This is a genomic window from Rhodococcus sp. M8, assembly GCF_015654185.1.
Taxonomy (GTDB): domain Bacteria; phylum Actinomycetota; class Actinomycetes; order Mycobacteriales; family Mycobacteriaceae; genus Rhodococcus; species Rhodococcus aetherivorans.
Window position 1 is genome coordinate 2,303,338 of record NZ_CP064065.1, and the last position, 19,658, is coordinate 2,322,995.

Below are 19,658 nucleotides of genomic sequence, written 5' to 3' on the forward strand. Positions count from 1 at the left end.
CGACGTCACCCGGCCGCCTTCCCTCAGGAGCAGCGCCGGGCGCCCGCCGCCGCCACCGCACGCAGGAACTTCGGCCGCGGCAGGTCCCGCTCGCGGGCGGCCGCCGTCACGGCCTCCGCCACCGCGGCGACGTCCGTCGCCCGGCACAGCGCGATCGCGGATCCGCCGAATCCGCCGCCGACCATCCGGGCCCCGAGCGCCCCGGCGGCGCGGGCGGCGTCGACGGCGCTGTCGAGTTCGACGGAGCTGACCTCGAAGTCGTCGCGCAGCGACCGGTGCGCGGCGTCGAGCAGCGGCCCGAGCCGGTCCGGGGCGTCGTCCCGCAGCGCGGCGACGGCGGCGCGCACCCGGGCGATCTCCGTGACGACGTGCCCGGCCCGGCGCCGCAGCACCGGATCGGTCAGCGCGTCGAGCGCAGCCACGGTGTCGACCTCGCGCAGACTCGTCACGCCGAGCCGGCGCGCGGCCTCCTCGACGTCGCGGCGCCGCTGCCCGTACGGCCCGTCGACGAGGCGGTGCGGCGCGTCCGTGTCGACGACGAGCAGCGCCAGGCCGTGCGATTCCAGGTCGATCGGGATGTGCTCGACCGCTCCGGTCGCGCAGTCCAGCAGCAGTGCACGACCGGCCCGGCCGCGCAGCGCGACCTGCTGGTCCATGCCGCCGGTGGGGGCGCCGACACAGTCGTTCTCGGCCCGCGTGCAGGCGGCGGCGAGGGCGGCCCGGCCGGCATCGTCGACCGGCAGCCCGTACAACTCGGCGAGGGCGAGGGCGACGGCCGCCTCGAGCGCCGCCGAGCTGGACAGGCCTGCCCCCACCGGCACGTCGGAGGCGATCGCGACGTCGACGCCCGCGAACCCGGGCGGGTCGAGCGTGTGAATCACCCCGGCCACGTAGGCGGCCCAGCCGCCGGTGCGTCCTTTGGGCGGCTGGAGCAGCCCAAAGGACGCACCGGCGAAGCCCTCGCTGACGAGCCGCACCGTCCCGTCGTCGCGGCGACGCACCCCCGCCGCCGTGACCTGCGGCAGCGCCAGGGGCAGGCACAGCCCGCCGGCGTAGTCGACGTGCTCACCGATCAGGTTGACCCGGCCCGGCGCGCACCACACCCCCTCCGGTATCCCACCGAACTCCCGGGCGAACTCGGCCGCCGCGGCCGCGCACACCTTCATCCGGCGAGCTCCCGCAGCCGCGCCGCGATGCGTTCGGCGGAGGTGTCGCTGATCCATACACCCATCGCGGACTCCGAGCCGGCCAGGTACTTGAGCTTGTCGGCGGCGCGGCGCAGCGAGAAGATCTGGCAGAACAGACGACCGTACGGCCGCTCGTCGCCGACCGGCGCCTGGTGCCAGGCCGCGATGTAGGGGACGCGGTCCATGCCGTCGAAGAACAGGTCCACGCGGCGCAGCAACTCCCGGTAGGCCACCGCCAGCTCGTCGCGCTCGGCGTCGTCGAGGGCGGTGAGGTCCGGCACGTCGCGATGCGGGGCGAGGTGCACCTCGATCGGCCACCGCGCCGCGGCCGGCACGTAGGCGGTCCACCGCCGACCGGACCACACAATGCGCGTGCCCGCCCGGCGTTCGGCCTCGAGCACGTCGCGTTGCAGCAGCCGGCCCGTCGCGGCGTGGTGCGCGCGGGCGCGCTGCACCAGTACCTGCGAGCGCGCCGGCAGGAACGGGTAGGCATAGATCTGCCCGTGCGGATGTTGAAGCGTCACACCGATTTCCGCACCACGGTTCTCGAAGCAGAACACCTGCCGCACGTCGGGGGCGGCCGAGAGCTCGGCGGTGCGGTCGGCCAGCGCATCGAACACCGTGCGGGCCCGCGCGACGCTCAGGTCGGCGAACCGGGCGTCGTGGTCGGCGGTGAACGCGACCACCTCGCAGCGGCCCGTCGTGGGTCGTCGCGGCCACAGCGGGTCGCCGTCCACCGGACCGGCGACGGCGCCACCCGGCCCGAGGGCCGGGAAGCGGTTCTCGAACACCACCACGTCGTAGTCGTCGGCGGGGATCTCGGTGGCGGCCCGGCCCGGACGGGTGGGGCACAGCGGGCAGTCCGCGGGGTCCGGCAGGAAGGTGCGGTCCATGCGGTGCGACGCGGAGACCACCCACTCCCCCGTCAGCGGGTCGAAGCGGAGTTCGGACGCGGCCCCGGCCGACGGTAGCCGCCGCGTGTCGTGCCGCTCCCGCACCGCGCCACCACCGACGTACGGCTCGGTGTCGTCGAAATAGAACAGTTCCCGGCCGTCCGCGAGGCGCGTCGCGGTCCGTCGCACCCGCCCGGCCACGGAGAACCTAGGCGTCCTGCAGTCCCAGGTCCTGCAGACCCAGCAGGTAGCGGTACTCGACGCCCTCCGCGGCGATCACCTCGCCGGCACCGGTGGCCCGGTCGACGACGGTGGCGACACCCACGACCGTCGCGCCGGCGTCGCGCAGGGCCTTGACCGCGGTGAGCGGAGAGTTGCCCGTGGTGGTCGTGTCCTCGACCACCAGGACACGCTTGCCGAGCACGTCGGGACCCTCGATCTGCCGCTGCATGCCGTGCGCCTTGGCGGCCTTGCGGACGACGAACGCGTCGATCGGGCGGCCGGCGGCGTGCATGACCGCGAGCGCCACCGGATCGGCACCCATGGTGAGGCCGCCCACGGCGTCGAAGTCCCAGTCGGCGACCAGTTCCCGGATGAGCTTGCCGATCAGCGGGCCGGCCCGGTGGTGCAGGGTGGCGCGGCGGAGATCCACGTAGTAGTCGGCCTCTTTGCCGGACGACAAGGTCACCTTGCCGTGCACCACCGCCAGTTCGCGAACCAGCGCAGCCAACTCCTCGCGATCACTCATCGCAACCCCTCACCGTCTCTCGTTCCACGCCGCGCCCCGAGGGCGCCGGCGACGACGAGCCTAGTCGGGGTCCGACGGTCAGGCCGCGACGGTGTCCGATCCGCCGGTCGGCGCGTCCGATCCGCCGGTCGGCGCATCGCCTCCGGGGGCGGAGGCGGGAGCCGTCGCGACGGGCTCCGGCGGGGCCACGGCGGTGGGGGCGGGCGGGGCGGCGACCTCGAACAGCGGGACGGGTCCGACCGCGGCGAGGCGCGCGAACACCGAGGCCGGGAAGGTGATGGTCGCGGTGTTGATGGCGCGGCCGAGGTCGTTGTGGACGCGGGCGGCCCCGGCGATGCGCTGCTCGCGGGTCTGCAACTCGCGGGCGACGCGGATGAACGGCCAGTGGTTGACGCCGTCGAGGACGCCGATCAGGTCGTGCAGGGCCGCCGACAGGGTGTTCTCGGCCGCGGCCCGCTCGCCCAGGGGCAGCCGCTGGTCGCGCATGGCGATTGCCAGGGAGCGGGCTCCGACGACGGGGCTGAGCCGGCTGCGATCCATGCCGGCGCCGGCGGAGGCCGCGACGAGGGCGGGCACCTGGTCGTAGCGGTCGTCGAGTTCGTTGGTCAGCAGGCGCAGGCTGTCACGGTGGCGCGACTTCAGCACCCGGAGGCGGCGGACGGCGGCGCGCGTCCACAGCAGCAGTACCACCACGACCGCAACGACAATCACAAGAGCCACAGACGTCACAGGGCGGAATCTACCGCGGGGCCGAGGGGACGCCCGAGTCGCGACGCGCCGTGTCGGCGCGCCGTGTCCGGACCGTTACCTGCGCTGGGCCTACGTCCGTCCCCGGCCGCGTCCGACCAGGTTGGTCGCCCTGCGCACCAGGTTCTTCGGGACGAGCCGGCCCACCGTCGTGAGCACCTTGTACTGCAGGCCCGGAATGCTGATCACCTTGCCGGCCTCGAGGTCGGCAAGGGACGTGCGCACCACCGTGTCCACGTCGAGCCACATCAGTTCCGGGATCGAGCTCATCTCGATCCCGGCCCGCTCGTGGAACTCGGTGTGCACGAAGCCGGGGCACAGCGCCTGCACCCGCACCCCGGTGCCGGCGAGTCCGCCGGCCAGTCCCTCGGTGAACGAGACGACGTAGGCCTTGCTCGCCGAGTACGTCGAACCACGCCCGGAGAGCAATCCGGCGACGCTGGCGACGTTGACGATGCTGCCCCTGCCTGCCGCGATCATCGGCGGCAGCGCGGCCCGGGTCAGCTGCATCACGGCGGTGACATTGACGTCGAGCTGCGACTGCAGCAGAGCGGGGTCGGCGGTCCAGAATTCGCCGGACGTACCGAACCCGGCGTTGTTGACGAGCATCTCCACGCCCTCGGCGAGACGCCGCGCGACGGAGGCGCGGCCGTCCTCGGTGGCCAGGTCTGCGGCGAGGACCTCCGAGGTGGTGCCGAAACGCGACGTCAGTTCGTCGGCGAGGGACCGCAGGCTCTCCTCGCGACGGGCGACGAGCACGAGGTCGTACCCCTTGCCGGCGAGCGCGCGCGCGTAGCCTGCGCCGATGCCGGACGTGGGGCCGGTGATCAGGGCGACGGGCCGGGTGGCAGCGGAAGTCATGGGCTAAAGCTAGCGCAGCGCGCCGGACCGCTTCCGGTGACGCGGTGGGCTCAGCGCCGCGCGGAGGGGCGGCCGGGGTCGTGCGCCACCCGGTCGAGTTCCTGCGGCTCCACGATCGGGGGCAGCACGTGCAGGATCCCGGAGAGCCGGGCGACGGTCTCGATGGCCGAGTCCCATTCCCGGCCGGTGCTGCCCACGGGGATCGAGCCGAGGGTCCATTCGCCCTCGCTCCACAGCATCTGCACGTGCGGCGGGATCGACTCGGTGTAGGCGACCATGCGCTGGTCACAGATGCGGCGGGCGATCTCGAGGTCGGTGGCGAACACGATGCGCGGCCCGATGGCGCCCAGCAGGTTCATGTCCGAGTCCTTCGGCGGCGGCGTCGACTTCAGGCGCAGGTCGATGTCGACGTCGGAGCCGACCTTGCGGCGCACCGCGACGATCGTCGCGGTCTCCTCGATGTCGAAGAGGATGAACTCCTCGCCGCGGCGGATGCCGTGGACCACGTCCACCGCGCCGAGATACTCCTGCTTGGCCAGGGCCGCCCGGTGCCAGTGCCCGGGCAGGGTGTCGTCGGCGGCGCTGTACTTGTAGCCCTGGGCGCGCGCCCAGATCTCGCGCACGCGGCCGGACTGTTCGCGGCGCGTGCGGTCGATGTAGAGCAGCACCAGCGCACCCGCGAGTGCGATCGCCGCCAGTCCGAACCACATAACCGTCATCGAGGGTCAGCCTATCGCGTTCTAGTTGCCCGGACCGCCGAAGGACGGCAGGGACGCGCTGACCACAGTGTCGGCGATCATCTCCCCGTCCCGCAACGGCGAGCCCTGCGCGACGACCGAGTCGCCGACCCGCAGCGCCGACGGATCGGAGCCCGCGAGCGACATGATCTGTGTCTCTGGCGTGAGCCGCACGGTGACGCTCGAGCCGCCCATGCCGCTGAGCGTGAGGGAGGTGCCGTCGTTGGCGGTGATCGTGCCGACGACGGTGCCGGCCGCGCCGATGACGTCGCCGAGCCCGCCGGGCAGCTGCTCGAACGGCAGGCCGGGCACGGCCGGGTCGGTGGTGGGCGCGGGCGTCGTGGGCGCGGGCCGGGGCACCGTGGTCGTGGTGGTCGGGGCCGCCGCGCTGCGCTGCTGCGGGTCGTCGCCGCTGCCGCCGCTGAGCAGATAGCCGCCGAAGCCGGCCAGCACGATCAGCGCAACCGCGGCGAGCAGGATCAGGCCCCAACGGCGCCGCCGGGGCGGCTTCGCGTCGAGCGCCGGGTACTCGCCGGTGTGCGGCGGGGTGGGTGGCGCCGCCCCGTACTGCTGGGTGTGCGGGTACTGCTGCGCCGACGTGTACTGCTGGGTCGGCGCGTACTGCTGGGTCGGCGTGTACTGCTGGGTCGGCGCGTACGGCGGCTGGGGCCCGTAGGAGCCGGGCTGCTCGAACGCCTGCGTCGGGTTGGGCGGCGCCGCCGTCGGATCGAACCGGGGGTCGTACGCCGGGTAGACCAGGGTGGGGTTGGCGGGCGGCCGGCCGTACGCCTCGGTCGGGTCGGCGGTGTGCAGGACCCGGGTGTCGTCGGCGTCCGGGTCGGTGCGGCCGGTGCCCGTCGCGCGCGCGTCGTCCGCACGCCCCTCGTCGAGCGAGTAGGCGCGCTCCTGGGGGGTGCGCGGATCGTGCGGGTTCGTCATGGTCCCTCCAGGTTAGGCGCTGCGCGCCGGTGCGTCCTTTGGGCTGGCACAGCAGCCCAAAGGACGCACCGGCGCCGTCAGGCGCCTATCACGAGGTGGTCGCCGTCGTCGCTGACGCCCACCGAGACGGTGTCGCCGTCCTTGATGTCCCCGGCCAGCAGCTTCTTGGCGAGCTGGTCGCCGATCGACTGCTGGATGAGCCGGCGCAGCGGACGCGCACCGTACTGCGGGTCGTAGCCCCGCACGGCGAGCCAGAACCGGGCCGAGGACGACACGTCGAGGGCGAGCCGCCGGGCCGCCAGACGCCCGGCCAGCTGCTCGAGCTGGATGTCGACGATCTGCTCGAGCTGCTCCTCGGTCAGCGAGTGGAAGATCACCACGTCGTCGAGCCGGTTGATGAACTCCGGCTTGAACGCCGCCCGCACCGCCGCCATGATGTGCTCCCGGTCGCCACCCGCACCGAGGTTCGAGGTGAGGATCAGGATCGTGTTGCGGAAGTCGACGGTGCGTCCCTGCCCGTCGGTGAGCCGACCGTCGTCGAGCACCTGCAGCAGGGTGTCGAACACGTCCGGGTGGGCCTTTTCGACCTCGTCGAACAGCACCACCGAGTAGGGGCGGCGACGCACCGCCTCGGTGAGCTGGCCACCCGACTCGTAGCCGACGTAGCCCGGAGGGGCGCCGACGAGCCGCGCGACGGAGTGCTTCTCGCTGTACTCGGACATGTCGATCCGCACCATGGCGCGTTCGTCGTCGAACAGGAAGTCCGCCAGCGCCTTCGCCAGCTCGGTCTTGCCGACACCGGTGGGGCCGAGGAACAGGAACGAGCCGGTGGGCCGGTTCGGGTCGGCGACGCCCGCCCGGGAGCGGCGCACCGCGTCCGACACGGCCTGTACGGCCTCGTCCTGGCCGACGACCCGCTTGCCGAGCTCGGACTCCATGCGCAGCAGCTTGGCGGTCTCGCCCTCCATCATGCGGCCGGCGGGGATGCCGGTCCAGGCGGCGACGACGTCGGCGACGTCGTCCGGGCCGACCTCCTCCTTGAGCATGACGTCGCCGTCGGAGGCGGCTCCGGACGCGGCGGCGGCCTTCTCCAGTTCCTTCTCCAGCTGCGGGATGCGGCCGTAGCGCAGCTCCGCGGCCTTGCCGAGGTCACCGTCGCGTTCGGCGCGTTCCTCCTCGCCGCGCAGCGCCTCGAGCTGTTCCTTGATCCCCCGCACCGAATCGATGGCGGTCTTTTCGTTCTGCCAGCGGGTGGTGAGCTGGTTCAGCTTCTCGCGTTCGTCGGCGAGTTCGGCGCGCAGCTTCTCGAGGCGGTCCTTGGAGGCCTCGTCGGTCTCCTTCTGCAGCGCCATCTCCTCGATCTCGAGGCGACGGACGATGCGCTCGACCGAGTCGATCTCCTCGGGGCGCGAGTCGATCTCCATGCGCAGCCGGGACGCGGCCTCGTCGACGAGGTCGATGGCCTTGTCCGGCAGGAACCGGGAGGTGATGTACCGGTCGGAGAGGGTGGCGGCGGCGACGAGCGCGGAGTCGGTGATGCGCACGCCGTGGTGCACCTCGTACCGCTCCTTGAGCCCGCGCAGGATGCCGACGGTGTCCTCCACGCTGGGTTCGCCGACGAGCACCTGCTGGAAGCGGCGTTCGAGGGCGGCGTCCTTCTCGATGTACTTGCGGTACTCGTCGAGGGTGGTGGCGCCGACGAGGCGCAGCTCGCCGCGGGCGAGCATGGGCTTGATCATGTTGCCGGCGTCCATCGCCGATTCGCCGGTCGCGCCGGCGCCGACGATGGTGTGCAGCTCGTCGATGAAGGTGATGATCTGCCCGGCCGATTCCTTGATCTCGTCGAGCACGGCTTTGAGGCGTTCCTCGAACTCGCCGCGGTACTTGGCGCCGGCGACCATCGACCCGAGGTCGAGCGCGATGACGGTCTTGCCGCGCAGCGACTCGGGGACGTCGCCGGCGACGATGCGCTGGGCGAGGCCCTCGACGATGGCGGTCTTGCCGACGCCGGGCTCGCCGATGAGCACGGGGTTGTTCTTGGTGCGTCGGCTCAGCACCTGGACGACGCGACGAATCTCGTTGTCGCGGCCGATGACCGGGTCGAGCTTGCCCTCCCGGGCGCGGGCGGTGAGGTCGGTCGAGTACTTCTCGAGCGCCTGGTAGGTGCCCTCGGGGTCCGGGCTGGTCACGCGGGCGCTGCCGCGGACGGTGGTGAACGCGTCGCGCAGCGCGGCGGGGGTGGCGCCGTGCCCGACGAGGAGCTTGGCGACGTCGGAATCGCCGCCGGCCAGGCCGACGAGCACGTGCTCGGTCGAGACGTACTCGTCGTCGAGTTCGGTGGCGAGGTGCTGCGCGGCGGTCAGGGCGGCGACGGCCTCCCGGCCGAGTTGCGGCGTGGTGGTGGCGCCGGTGGCGCTGGGCAGCCGGTCGACGAGTGTCTGCGCCTCCCGGTGCACGACGGTCGGGTCCACGCCGACGGCCTTGAGCAGCGGCGCGGCGATGCCGTCGGTCTGGTCGAGCAGCGCGACGAGCAGGTGGGCCGGACGGATCTCCGGATTGCCCGCAGCGGACGCGGACTGCATGGCAGCCGTCATCGCCGCCTGGGTCTTGGTGGTGGGATTGAACGAGTCCACTGCGAACCCCTTCCCTTCATTGAGCGAGCCGGTATCAATTCTGCACCCGCAAGCCTCCCGCCGCGGGCGTTCGCATGCTTCAACGGCACCAAAGTTGAGTTTGTTCCGCTCAACTTTATCGAGTCGTGTGACCTGCGGCACATCGCGGGGGTCACCGAGCCGCTCGACGTCGATTGTGGCCGAAACACCGCCGCGGGACTACAGTGGCGGCCGACCAGCAGAGACGGCGAGCGGGAGGGTGCGTGGAGGCCTTCGCCGTCGCCCGCGTCCAGCTCAGCTTCGCGTCGATCGTCGCGACCCCCGGCGGCGCCGAGCGCTTCGCCACGGCCTTCTACACCGCCCTGTGGAGCGACACAGTCGGCATCCGCGAGCTGTTCCCCGCGGGAATGGAGACGATGCGGCAGCGGTTCGCGACCGCCGTCGGCTGGGCGATCAACCGGCTCGGCGACCCCGACACCGTCACCGCCTTCCTCACCCAGCTCGGCCGCGACCACCGCAAGTACGGCGTCCGGCCCGAGCACTTCCGGTCCGCGGGCCGGGCGCTGCACACCGCCGTGCGCGAGTGCACCCCGCCGATCCTGTGGACCGACGCACTCGACCGCACCTGGGCCCGGGTGATCGACCTGCTCGTCGGGACCATGGCCGACGCCGTCGCCGACGACGAGTTGCCCGCAGCGTGGGGCGCCACCGTCGTCGGCCACGAGCGAGTCCTGCCCGACCTGGCGATCATCCGGCTCGAGACGGACTCGCCCATCCCGTACCACGCCGGGCAGTACATGAGCGTGCAGATCCCGCAGCGGCCGCACATGTGGCGGTACCTGTCGGCGGCAATCCCCCCGAACCCGTACGGCCAGATCGAGTTCCACGTCCGTCGCGTGTCCGGCGGCTGGGTCAGCCCGGCACTGGTCGGCGACACCTCCGTCGGGGACCGCTGGGTGATCGGGCCCCCGCTCGGCGGCCTGCACGTCGACCGCGACAGCGGTGAGGACGTGCTGATGATCGCCTCCGGCACAGGCCTCGCACCGCTGCGTGCGCAACTGATGGAGATGGGCATGCGGGGCGACAACCCGCGCGTGCACCTGTTCTTCGGCGGAAAGTACCCCTGCGACCTCTACGACCTGCAGACGCTGTGGCAGCTGGCCACCACCAATCCGTGGCTCACGGTCGTGCCCGTCGTGGAGGAGACCGAGAACCCGTGGTGGCACCCGGTTCCCGTGGAAGATCCGCCGCCGGGCCTGCACCGGACCCTGCACGGCAAGCTGGGAAAGGTGGTCTCACAGTTCGGCTCCTGGGCCGATCGGCAGATCCAGATCGCCGGGTCCCCGTCGATGATCAAGACCACCCTCTACGCACTGTCCGCCGGCGGCACGCCGCGGCAGAACATCAGCTTCGACCCGCTGTAGATCCGCATCTGCCGCACATTGTGTGCCGGTGAGCCTACGCACCGCACCGGCGGTGACCGCAATTCGTTCCCCTTCGAGCCGCCCCACGGGTAATTCGACCTCCGAAGCGATTCCTGGGGATCTCGTTCGGTCCGGGCAATGGACGTCCACCGTGTTGAGCGTTCCGATTCGCCCGTTGAGCCGTTGTTGAGCGCCGTCCGGACACTTGTTGTTGCCCATTCACACCTCCCCCGGGAGCAAGAGATGCAACCCCGAGTGCCTGTTTACGTATACGCCGACGACTCGATACTCCGGGCCGGAGTAGTCAGTCAGCTGCGCATGCGGAGCGAGGTGGCCGTCGTCGACACCGATCCGGAATCCGCGGAGGTCGCCATCCTCGCCGCTGACGTTCTCGACGACGCCGCCATGCGGACCCTCCACGCCCTCCAGCGCGGCTTCTCGCCGCGAGTGATCCTCGTCCTGCGTGTCATCGACGACTCCACGCTCGTCGCCGCGGCAGAGGGCGGTATCAGCGGCCTGCTCCGCCGTAGTGACGCGACACCCGACCTGCTGGTCCGCACCGTCCAGCGCGTCATCGCCGGGGACGGGGTCGTTCCTCCTGACCTTCTCGGCCGCCTGCTCGGCCAGGTCGGTGCCCTGCAGCGACAGGTACTGACGCCGCGCGGATTGCGATTCTCGGGACTCTCCGAACGCGAGGTCCAGGTTCTGCGTCTGGTGGCCGACGGACACGACACCTCTGAGATCGCGCAGAAGCTCTGCTACAGCCAGCGCACGGTCAAGAACGTCCTGCACGACATCACCACCCGGCTGCAGCTCCGCAACAGATCGCACGCCGTGGCATATGCCGTCCGCGAGGGACTGATCTGAGGCCGGTGGTCGCCGTGATATCCGATGTCGATGCAGCTCTCCGCCAGCTGATCGAGCACGAGGCGATCGATGACGCGGAGGTGGATGTCGTCTTCGACGCACCGACCAAGGACTGGGCGGCCCGCCGCACCGGTCCGACGGTCGACGTCTACCTGTACGACATCAGGGAAGACCTGCGCCGACGCCAGCGTGGCCTCGTGAACGAATACGACAACGGGCTCGTGCGCGCCCGGCATCTACCCCCCCGCTACTTCAAGCTCTCCTATCTCGTGGCCGCCTGGACCCAACGTCCCGAGGACGAACATCACCTGTTGGGTCGGTTGCTGACCTGCTTCCTGCGGCACGATGCACTGCCGGGGAGCCTGTTGTCCGGTTCGCTGGCCGACCTCGGGATGCCTGTTCCGGTCGCCGTCGCACTGCCACCGCCCGAAGACCGATCGTTCGCGGACGTCTGGACAGCGCTCGGCGGTGAACTCAAACCGTCCCTCGACCTCGTCGTCAGCATGCCCACACCTACCGGTCGTGTGCACCCGGCCGCTCCACCTGCCCTTCGCACTCCGCGCCTGTCCGCTGAAGGGAAACACGGCTCGGTTCCTGGTGAGCAGAAGCGCAGACGCACGCCGGCGCCGGACGGCTCCGATCCCGTCCCGTCCGGCCTCGAGACCTTGCCGGAGGACGCACCTCCGGCGGACGGCGAGAGTCCGTCGATCACCATGCGCAAGGCTCGCCGCAAGCAGGGACGCAACGAATGAACTCGGACGCCAACCTGCGGGATCTGCTCGACCGGTGCGCCCTGATCGAGGCACGCGTCCGCATGGTCGTGACCCATCGGCGCAGTTACGATCCCACCCCCGACGACCCCTTCCGAGGCCTGTATCTGAGCGACGAATCCGCAGTGGCGTTGCTCGACGTGGTTCCACCCCCGCCGGAGTCCGACCGCGTAGCTCGCATCGCACTGGATCGCCGGGCCGACGCGGCAGAAGCGGCGGGCGGCGACCTGCGGCTGCGTCGGCTTGCCCGGTCCGCCGGGCTGTCCGACATCGATGTCGACGCGTTGCTGATGTGCATGCTGCCGGACTTGAATTCGCGGTTCGAACGTCTCTACGGCTACCTCAACGACGACGTCACGCGGCGGAGGGCGACGATCGGCCTGGTCCTCGAACTACTCGAGCTGTCCCCCATGACAGCCGAGCACCGCGCACGATTGGCGGCAGGGGCGCCGCTGATCGAAACCGGCCTCGTACTGGTGGAGGACGAGGAGCGCCCGTTTCTCACCCGGGGCCTGCGAGTTCCGGATCGTGTGACCCAGCATCTGCTCGGCGACGATCGCTGCGACCCGGAGATCGCCGATCTGCCTTTCGATGCAGGGCATTTCGAGTCTCCCGTGTCCGGCCGGATCGCGCGGACGATACGAACAGGCCAGCACTGCACCTACATCCGGGAGTCCATCGGGTCCGGCGCTCCTGCTGTTGCCGTTGCAGCCCTGGAGGCAGCAGGTCGCTCCGCCCTGTGTGTGGACGCCAACCGGCTGCTCGAGCACCCCGACCCGGCCCGCGCGGTGGTTGGGCTGGGCCGAGAAGCGATGCTACGCGGAGCCGGGATAGTCGTGACACCCATGGACGCGCTGGCCACACACACGGCGATCATCCGGGCGTTGTGCGAACTGACAGCACCCGTCGTTGCGATCGGAACCGTCACCTGGGATCCGCGCTGGTCGGACAGCGTGCCGCTCCAGGTCGATGCGGAGCGCCTGTCGACCGAGGACCGAGCACACCTCTGGGCCGTCGCAGCCGGGGACAGCGTCGTCGACGGCTCCCTCACCGAGGTCGCGAACCAGTTCGTGCTGGGTCCGGCACAGATCGAACGTGCGGTTCGTTCGGCGCGTATATCGGCGAGCCTGACCGGCAGCACCCTCACCGGACGAGACCTGTGCCAGGGAGCGCGGGCGCAGAACGCGGCTGGGCTGGAGCGACTCGCCCGGCGCATCGAACCCTCGGTCGGCTGGGACGATCTCGTACTCCCCCACCGCGTCGTCGACCAGCTGCACGAGCTCACCGCCCGTGCGCGCTATCGGGAACGGGTCCTCACCGACTGGCGGATGCGGCCCGGTGGCGGACGAGGGCGTGGAGTCACCGCCCTCTTCGCAGGTGAATCGGGCACCGGCAAGACCATGACCGCCGAGGTCATAGCCGCGGATCTCGGTCTCGACCTGTATTCGGTGGACCTGGCCGCGGTGGTGGACAAGTATGTCGGCGAAACGGAGAAGAACCTCGAACGCATCTTCGCGGAAGCGAGTGGCGTCAACGCCGTGCTGCTGTTCGACGAGGCCGATGCCGTGTTCGGCAAGCGGAGCGAAGTACGCGACGCGCACGATCGCTACGCGAACATCGAGAGTGCCTATCTGCTGCAACGCATGGAGAGCTTCGACGGGCTCGCCGTCCTCGCAACCAATCTGCGTGCCAACCTAGACGAGGCATTCATCCGCCGCCTCGATGCCATCGTGGACTTTCCGACGCCCGACGAGGACGCACGTCGGGCGCTGTGGCTGCACTGCTTCGACTCACCCGCGCCGTGCAGCGACGATCTCGACGTGGACTACCTCGCCCGATCGTTCACGTTGTCGGGCGGCAACATTCGTTCCGCAGCCATCACCGCCGCCTACCTCGCGGCGGGGAGCAACAGCGCGATCGGCATGGAACATGTCATACCCGCGGTGCGTCAGGAATACCGCAAGCTCGGCCGACTCGTGCCGGAATCCGTCGCCGCCGGGTGATCCGATCGTCACGATTCCTTTCTTCGGATGCACAATCCACCGATGCATCCGAGGAGACACCCCACCACCATAAGCGTCAAACCATTTCCTCCGGGCGCCGCAGCGAACTGTGCATTGGCATAGACGGCGAATCCGATCGTGGCGGCGATGGAGAGTAGGCCGGCGATGATGGTCATGCCACCCTTGGGACGCAGGATGCCGATCAGCATGAGTGCGATGAGTACGATCACGACCGCCCGAGCGATGGGTTGAGTCACGTAGGTGTAGTCGTCTCCAGTAGCGACGCTCATAATGTCACCGATACCAGGGAACCGCCGCACGGTCAGCAGCGGAACCTGCCGTGCGTCACCCGTCCACGGGAGAAACGCGCCGATAAGCGCGATCAGGCCTCCGAGGAGAGTCGCAGCGATCCGGATCAGCGGAAGCAGGTCGTCCGAGGTCTGGGTGAGCACGGCGCCGGTATCCACGACAATTCCGCCGTCCTTGGCACCCACCTCGAGGTTTCGGACCTTCGCGTGCCCCATTCGTGGACGCGGCGCCCGGACGGTGACCTTCGCCCAACCGGCTTGCCCTGGGGGTACGTTCAACGTCGGCGGGTCGAAGGAGAACTGGACGGCGTTCTCGGGGTCCCGGCCCATCAGACGCGCCCGGAGAGGGAGTGCCCTGCTCCTGTTGTCGACGACGACACGCAGCTGTCCACGCGAACTATTGTGCACGGTGAACTGTTCCGGCTCGAGCCGTATCCGAGCGAGGGTGATCGGTGCCGGGGACGCCGTCTGCACGAAGGCGCCCTGGGTCTTGACGGAACCGTCCTCGTTGCTTGCCACGACCCGGATCTCCCGGGAGATCGTTTCCCCACCCGGCGGTGGCGGAGCGGAGACCGTTATCGCGACCCGTGACACACCGCCCGGCGGCACCTCGAGTGCCCACGCCTCGAACTCGAATCCGACGGCGCGTTCCGGATCGGAACCGTTCAGCCGCACTTTCAGTGGCTGCAATCCACGGGTGTTGTCCACCGCTACACGGCAGCGACCGTGTGTGCGGTCCCTGACCGTGACCTGCTCGGGTTCGAGCCGGATCTCGGCTGTGGTGATCGGATTCGGTGAGGTGGTCTGTATCAGAGTTCCGTCTACGGTGGCCTCCCTGGTGCCGTCGGTCGCGACGACCGTGAAGGGCTTGCTCGTTTCCGGCTCCTTCGGTGGCGTGACGAGTTGAGCGCGGACACCGACGCGACTCTCCGAACCGGCCGCGACGTCGATCTTTGCTACGTAGAACAACACCCGCACCGATCCTTCCGGGTCTCGGCCGGAGAGCTGGACATGTCGGGCGACGCCCCCCTTGCGGTTGTCGATGATCAGCCACCCCTGCCCGTAGGGCGCATCGGCAGCCTTGAGCGTGCTCGGTTCGAGCCGCAGCTGCAGTGCCGACACCTCTTGTTCGATCGTCAGGTGCGTCTCGATCTCGGCCTGATCGTTCGCACCGCGGATCGTGGCGCGATACGACCGTGCCGAACCGGCCTCCGGTGGTGGCACGAGGACGGCGAGTCCGATCGGAACCGTCTCCCCCGGAGGAACTTCGATGACGTCGGCGGAGAACTCGAACTCGAGGAGATCCTCGGCGTCCGAACCGCTCAACTCGAAACGTTGAGGATAGTTGCTGCTTCGATTGTCGACCTTCAGCTCGACCTTCGCCGATGTCCCGTCCCGGAGCCTGACCCGCTCCGGTTCGACGTGGAGCTGAGCGGGGTCGCCGATCGGTGGCACCGTCAACGCCAGAGCGACGTCGGTGGCGGCGTCAGGATCCTCGTCCGAATGTACTCGGATCGGCAGCGTGAATCTCTGAGCGGCAGGCCATCTGGGTGCATCGATCACGACGCTGATCGTGGCCGGCTTCTCCTCGTCGGGATAGAGGGCGATCGCGGGATGCGTCAGCTTCAACCAGCCCGGAGCATCGAGCGGCACCGCCCGGAAGCGATCGACGATCGTGGAGATGTTGTGCACCCGCAGATCGAACGTGCCACCCCCTTCCGGATCGATCGTCAGCTCCGGAGTGACGATCTCGACGCGGGGAGGACGCGCCTCACCGTGACCGCCGGCGGAGCTCCGGCTCGGGGCGGAGGGGGCAGCACTTCGAACGTCCGAACCGGTAGCACGATCCGGTGGACTCCAGGACGTCACCACCGGGATCTGGGACGTAAGTGTGCGCCCCTCATGGGTGCCCGATCCCGACTCGAACCCGACGAACCGACCGCAGCGAACGCAGAATTCGGCATTCGCCGCGTTGACGGTGCCGCAGTTGCCGCAGATGGGTGCGACATCCGCGTTCGAGACCCGTTCTGAATCGTCCATGTCAGCCGGCTTCTTACTCGACCTACCTGTCCCCCTGCACACATCGATCTGCGGCGATCATCTTCGACCTGGTCCGCCTTCGGTCTGGCTTAGGCCGTCTACAGCGTTCCCGATCAATCGTTCCAGGGGGACAAATATAGGAGGAATCATCGTCCTCGGGCGTATAGCAGGTCCCATCAGGCAAGGGAATGCTCCCCAGCCGGCAGTCGGGAGGCTCGTAACATGTTCCGTCCGCTAGGGGATAGCTTCCCGGAGGGCAGTCAGGAGGCTCGTAACACGTCCCATCCGGCAACCGAGGACTACCATCCGGACACGGCTCCGGAGGCTCGTAACACGTCCCATCCGGCAACCGAGGACTACCATCCGGACACGGCTCCGGAGGCTCGTAACACGTCCCATCCGGCAACCGAGGACTACCATCCGGACACGGCTCCGGAGGCTCGTAACACGTCCCATCCGGCAACCGAGGACTACCATCCGGACACGGCTCCGGAGGATCCACAATCGGCGGACAGGTCTGCCCCGCCTGCACCGTAGTTCCATCCGGGCACGTGGTTCCTGTAGTTCCGGGATTCGGTGTTCCCGGTCCGGGGCTTGGTCCGGGGCTTCCCGGCTTGTGAGGCTGAGTCCCCGACCCCGGCGGTACCTGCGGAATCGGGACGCATGGGCCGGTCGGGGGCTGTAGACGCTGTTCCCCTTCGGCGCATTCCGGTGGCGGCGGTGCCTGCGTCGGGAGGTCGGGGAAGAAGGAGATGAGGCTGACGCGCCAATCGTCACCTTGTTTCACAGCAGCGACGCGGTCGACGCGCATGTCGGTCTCGTTGAGAACCTCCCCGTCCGATGCCGTCACTTTCTGGTTCAGCATCACGGCGCGCTCGACGGCGTTCTCGGAGTCCTTCGGGTGCTCCCCGAAGATCACCAGGGCGTCGGCGATCACCGAGGCATCCGCGGCTTTCCATTCGTCCCACCACACGCTGGTTCCGCGTTCACTGGAGTGATTCGCTGCCGCGAGCTCGGGAGTCAGATACGTCGATGCCCGCTCGTAGGCGTCGCGTGTGGAGGCGTCCGTCGTCGGATACCACGTGAACATGGTTTCGAGGGCACCTTCGATGGCGTCTCGTGCACCGTCCGGAAGCGGGTCTTCATCAGTCCCCGTCCACGCCGACTGAGGATCCGGTTCTCCGTCTCCGCACGCCACGACGAAACCCAGCGCTGCGATCAGCGCTACGAATGCCGAGAGAAAGCGCAGCGATCTCATCAACCCTCCTGGGAGTCGATCGTTGCACGCCCCCATGGCCGAAGAACGGTGGCGAACAACAGAATGCCCGTTCGGGAACGGCACTCGGAACGTTCGAGCGGGCATACCGGACTGGGGGGGCACGGATCCTCGACGAAAGGGCCGAACCGGCCGGCAACCCTGCCGTCGTAGAACAGATCTGTGATAGTTGAAGCCGTACATCGGATGCGATCGAGTCCACAAGATGCCGGCGGGATCCATGCCATGAGAATGCGTCTTGCACTCGGACGACTTGCGGGCCTGCTCGTGGTCGTCCTGACAGTTGCATTGGGTCACCCGGGACCGGCATTCGCCGATACCGGGGCGGGTGTCCCGTGCCCTACGAACCGGAAACCGGTCGCGGACGGCACGTTCGTCGTCTCCTCGCCCTTCGGTGCACGAAGTGGTGGCTTCCATCAGGGCGTCGACCTGGCCGGAAATGCCGGAACCGATATCTACGCAGCCCTCGACGGCACCGTCTCGGCGGCCGGGCCTGCCAGTGGCTTCGGGCAATGGATCGTGATCGACACGCCGACTCGCACCGGCGTCGTCTCCACCGTCTACGGGCACATGTACCCCGACGGCGTGCTGGTGCGCACCGGTGATGCTGTGAGGACCGGGCAGCACATCGCGGACATCGGATCCAACGGCCAGTCGAGCGGACCGCACCTCCACTTCGAGCTATGGGAGGGCGGACGTATCAGCGGTCGAGCCGTCGACCCCGCTCCCCTGCTCGACGAGGGCGCATCGTCGGGTTCCTCCGTGGTGGAACTGGTGGCCGCCACCACCGACTGCTCCGTCGGCGTTCTCACCCCCGGACTCGTGCCGCCCGAGTTCGTACCGTGGCTGCTGAAGGCCGGCGTGATGTGTTCGGGTGTTACCGCACCACTCCTGGCGGCGCAACTGGAGGCGGAGAACGGATTCCGGCACGGCCCGTCGGCCCCCGTCTCGTCGACGGGAGCCCGCGGCCCGGCACAGTTCATGCCTGCCACATGGACGACCTGGGGCAAGGACTACGACGGCAGCGGACCTCCCCCGGACGTCAACAGCATCGCGGACGCTGTGATGGCCCAGGGCGCGCTGATGTGCGAGAACCACCGATCAAGCGCCGACGCCATCTCCACGGGCCGTGTGGTCGGCGATCCGGTGGCCCTGGCGCTCGCCGCCTACAACGCCGGATTCGGTGCGGTGCTGGAGGCGGGAGGCATGCCCTTCGGTGGGGAGTACACCACCCAGACACAGCCCTACGTGAAGAAGATCCTCGAGCGCGCCAAGGCGTTCGCGGCCGCGCCCTGGGCGACGGGGACGACCCCACCGCCGCCGACCGAGGCGCCGCAGCCCGATGTCGGCGACCGGATCGTCGAGGTGGCCCGGACCCTCGAGGGGACATCGTGGGTCTGGGGCGGCGGCAACATCGACGGCCCGACCAGGGGTGGTATCGACAGTCCCGGCCTCACCCGGCATGCGGTGGCGCAGGCAACGGACGGCAAGGTCGTGTTGCCACGTTCGACTCAGGAACAGTGGGAGATCGGCGACCCCGTTCCGGTCAACGAACTCGACCCCGGGGACCTGGTCTTCTCAGGGTGGAACGAGTTCGACATTCCCACCCACGTCGGGATCGCGGTTGGCGGCGGCAAGATGGTGCACGCGTCGACCGACAGTGGCGTGACCGTCTCGAACTTCGACCCCGAGTCGGAGGGGCGGCGAGTGACATGAACCTCGGGAAGTGCTCCGGATCGCTGCTCGCGTCGTGCGCAGTGGTGCTCATCGCGTCCGGATGCGGGGAGAGTGTCCAGGGAACGGCCACTCCGGACATCGACCGGGAGGATCCGCTCGTCGTCATCGAGACCGCACTGGAGACGATGTTCACATGGAGGCCGGCAGAGGACGAATCGGGAGCAGCCGCACTGGAGCGGGCCGCACCGTACCTCGGTCCCGAACTCGGGTCCCAAACCGTCGTCTCTCAACCAGGACCCGGATCACAGTGGGAGCAGTGGAAACGCGACCAGGCGACCGTCCGTGCGGACGCCGCCTTCCTCGCCGACGAGCATCCCCCCGACAGCGACGACACCGTCCACCGTGTCGTCTCGATCAGACAATCGGCAACGACACCGAACGACCTGCTCATCGACGAGAACGAACACGTCGCATGGGCGATTGCGACCAGAGGTGACGACGGATGGCGGCTGACGTCGCTGCAGTTCTGATCTTCCTGTAGAGATGGGATCCCGGCATGCTCGAGAACG

The 19,658-nt window shown here is 69.4% G+C and carries 16 protein-coding genes; 7 read left to right on the plus strand and 9 right to left on the minus strand.

Going from position 1 to position 19,658, the window contains the following annotated elements; genetic code table 11:
• Positions 1-23 precede the first annotated feature (23 nt).
• From galK to clpB, 8 genes are all read right to left on the minus strand, one after another.
• On the minus strand, positions 24-1,166 hold the full coding sequence (gene galK, locus ISO16_RS10305; protein WP_072635888.1) for a galactokinase: 1,143 nt from the start codon (positions 1,164-1,166) through the stop codon (positions 24-26).
• Positions 1,163-2,269 (minus strand): galactose-1-phosphate uridylyltransferase, encoded by a 1,107-nt coding sequence (galT, locus tag ISO16_RS10310; protein ID WP_044476460.1) that lies wholly within the window; start codon positions 2,267-2,269, stop codon positions 1,163-1,165. The genes galK and galT overlap by 4 nt, the downstream gene beginning before the upstream one ends.
• A gap of 19 nt (positions 2,270-2,288) precedes the next feature.
• Positions 2,289-2,828, minus strand: a complete 540-nt coding sequence (pyrE, locus tag ISO16_RS10315; protein WP_006945331.1) for an orotate phosphoribosyltransferase — start codon at positions 2,826-2,828, stop codon at positions 2,289-2,291.
• Positions 2,829-2,906: 78 nt separating this feature from the next.
• The gene (locus tag ISO16_RS10320) at positions 2,907-3,539 is read right to left on the minus strand and encodes a LemA family protein (RefSeq protein ID WP_029545439.1); all 633 of its coding nucleotides are present in this window, start codon (positions 3,537-3,539) and stop codon (positions 2,907-2,909) included.
• Between the two features lie 108 nt (positions 3,540-3,647).
• Positions 3,648-4,436, minus strand: coding sequence for an SDR family NAD(P)-dependent oxidoreductase (locus ISO16_RS10325; protein WP_072635889.1), 789 nt, complete (start codon positions 4,434-4,436; stop codon positions 3,648-3,650).
• Positions 4,437-4,486: 50 nt separating this feature from the next.
• Positions 4,487-5,146, minus strand: a complete 660-nt coding sequence (locus tag ISO16_RS10330; protein WP_006931240.1) for a hypothetical protein — start codon at positions 5,144-5,146, stop codon at positions 4,487-4,489.
• Positions 5,147-5,176: 30 nt separating this feature from the next.
• On the minus strand, positions 5,177-6,112 hold the full coding sequence (locus tag ISO16_RS10335; protein ID WP_072635890.1) for a DUF5666 domain-containing protein: 936 nt from the start codon (positions 6,110-6,112) through the stop codon (positions 5,177-5,179).
• Positions 6,113-6,189: 77 nt separating this feature from the next.
• Positions 6,190-8,745 carry an ATP-dependent chaperone ClpB gene (clpB, locus tag ISO16_RS10340; RefSeq protein WP_050035718.1) on the minus strand — a complete coding sequence of 852 codons (2,556 nt, stop codon included), beginning with the start codon at positions 8,743-8,745 and terminating at the stop codon, positions 6,190-6,192.
• Between the two features lie 242 nt (positions 8,746-8,987).
• Between clpB and ISO16_RS10345 the strand changes: the two genes are divergently transcribed.
• From ISO16_RS10345 to ISO16_RS10360, 4 genes are all read left to right on the plus strand, one after another.
• The gene (locus ISO16_RS10345) at positions 8,988-10,148 is read left to right on the plus strand and encodes an FAD-binding oxidoreductase (RefSeq protein ID WP_072635891.1); all 1,161 of its coding nucleotides are present in this window, start codon (positions 8,988-8,990) and stop codon (positions 10,146-10,148) included.
• A 255-nt stretch (positions 10,149-10,403) separates the two neighbouring features.
• Entirely contained in the window at positions 10,404-11,015 is a 612-nt protein-coding gene (locus tag ISO16_RS10350) for a response regulator transcription factor (protein WP_373566445.1), read from the plus strand.
• A gap of 14 nt (positions 11,016-11,029) precedes the next feature.
• On the plus strand, positions 11,030-11,767 hold the full coding sequence (locus ISO16_RS10355; RefSeq protein WP_072635971.1) for a DUF4255 domain-containing protein: 738 nt from the start codon (positions 11,030-11,032) through the stop codon (positions 11,765-11,767).
• A complete protein-coding gene (locus tag ISO16_RS10360; protein WP_072635892.1) occupies positions 11,764-13,788 on the plus strand; it encodes an ATP-binding protein in 2,025 nt (674 codons plus the stop codon). The genes ISO16_RS10355 and ISO16_RS10360 overlap by 4 nt, the downstream gene beginning before the upstream one ends.
• A gap of 8 nt (positions 13,789-13,796) precedes the next feature.
• Here ISO16_RS10360 and ISO16_RS10365 read toward each other — a convergent pair whose 3' ends face one another.
• Positions 13,797-15,218 (minus strand): COG1470 family protein, encoded by a 1,422-nt coding sequence (locus tag ISO16_RS10365; RefSeq protein WP_195886200.1) that lies wholly within the window; start codon positions 15,216-15,218, stop codon positions 13,797-13,799.
• 18 nt (positions 15,219-15,236) lie between these two features.
• Here ISO16_RS10365 and ISO16_RS10370 point away from each other — a divergent pair, with 18 nt between their 5' ends.
• The 3 genes from ISO16_RS10370 to ISO16_RS10380 all read left to right on the plus strand — a co-directional run bounded on the left by ISO16_RS10370 (position 15,237) and on the right by ISO16_RS10380 (position 19,619).
• Positions 15,237-16,127: a hypothetical protein gene (locus ISO16_RS10370; RefSeq protein ID WP_195886201.1), complete on the plus strand. Its 891-nt coding sequence runs from the start codon at positions 15,237-15,239 to the stop codon at positions 16,125-16,127.
• A gap of 1,510 nt (positions 16,128-17,637) precedes the next feature.
• Positions 17,638-19,128, plus strand: coding sequence for a peptidoglycan DD-metalloendopeptidase family protein (locus tag ISO16_RS10375; RefSeq protein WP_170913970.1), 1,491 nt, complete (start codon positions 17,638-17,640; stop codon positions 19,126-19,128).
• Complete coding sequence (locus tag ISO16_RS10380; RefSeq protein WP_050035726.1) at positions 19,125-19,619, plus strand: hypothetical protein; 495 nt, start codon at positions 19,125-19,127, stop codon at positions 19,617-19,619. Before ISO16_RS10375 ends, ISO16_RS10380 begins: the two co-directional genes overlap by 4 nt.
• The last annotated feature ends 39 nt before the right edge of the window (positions 19,620-19,658 follow it).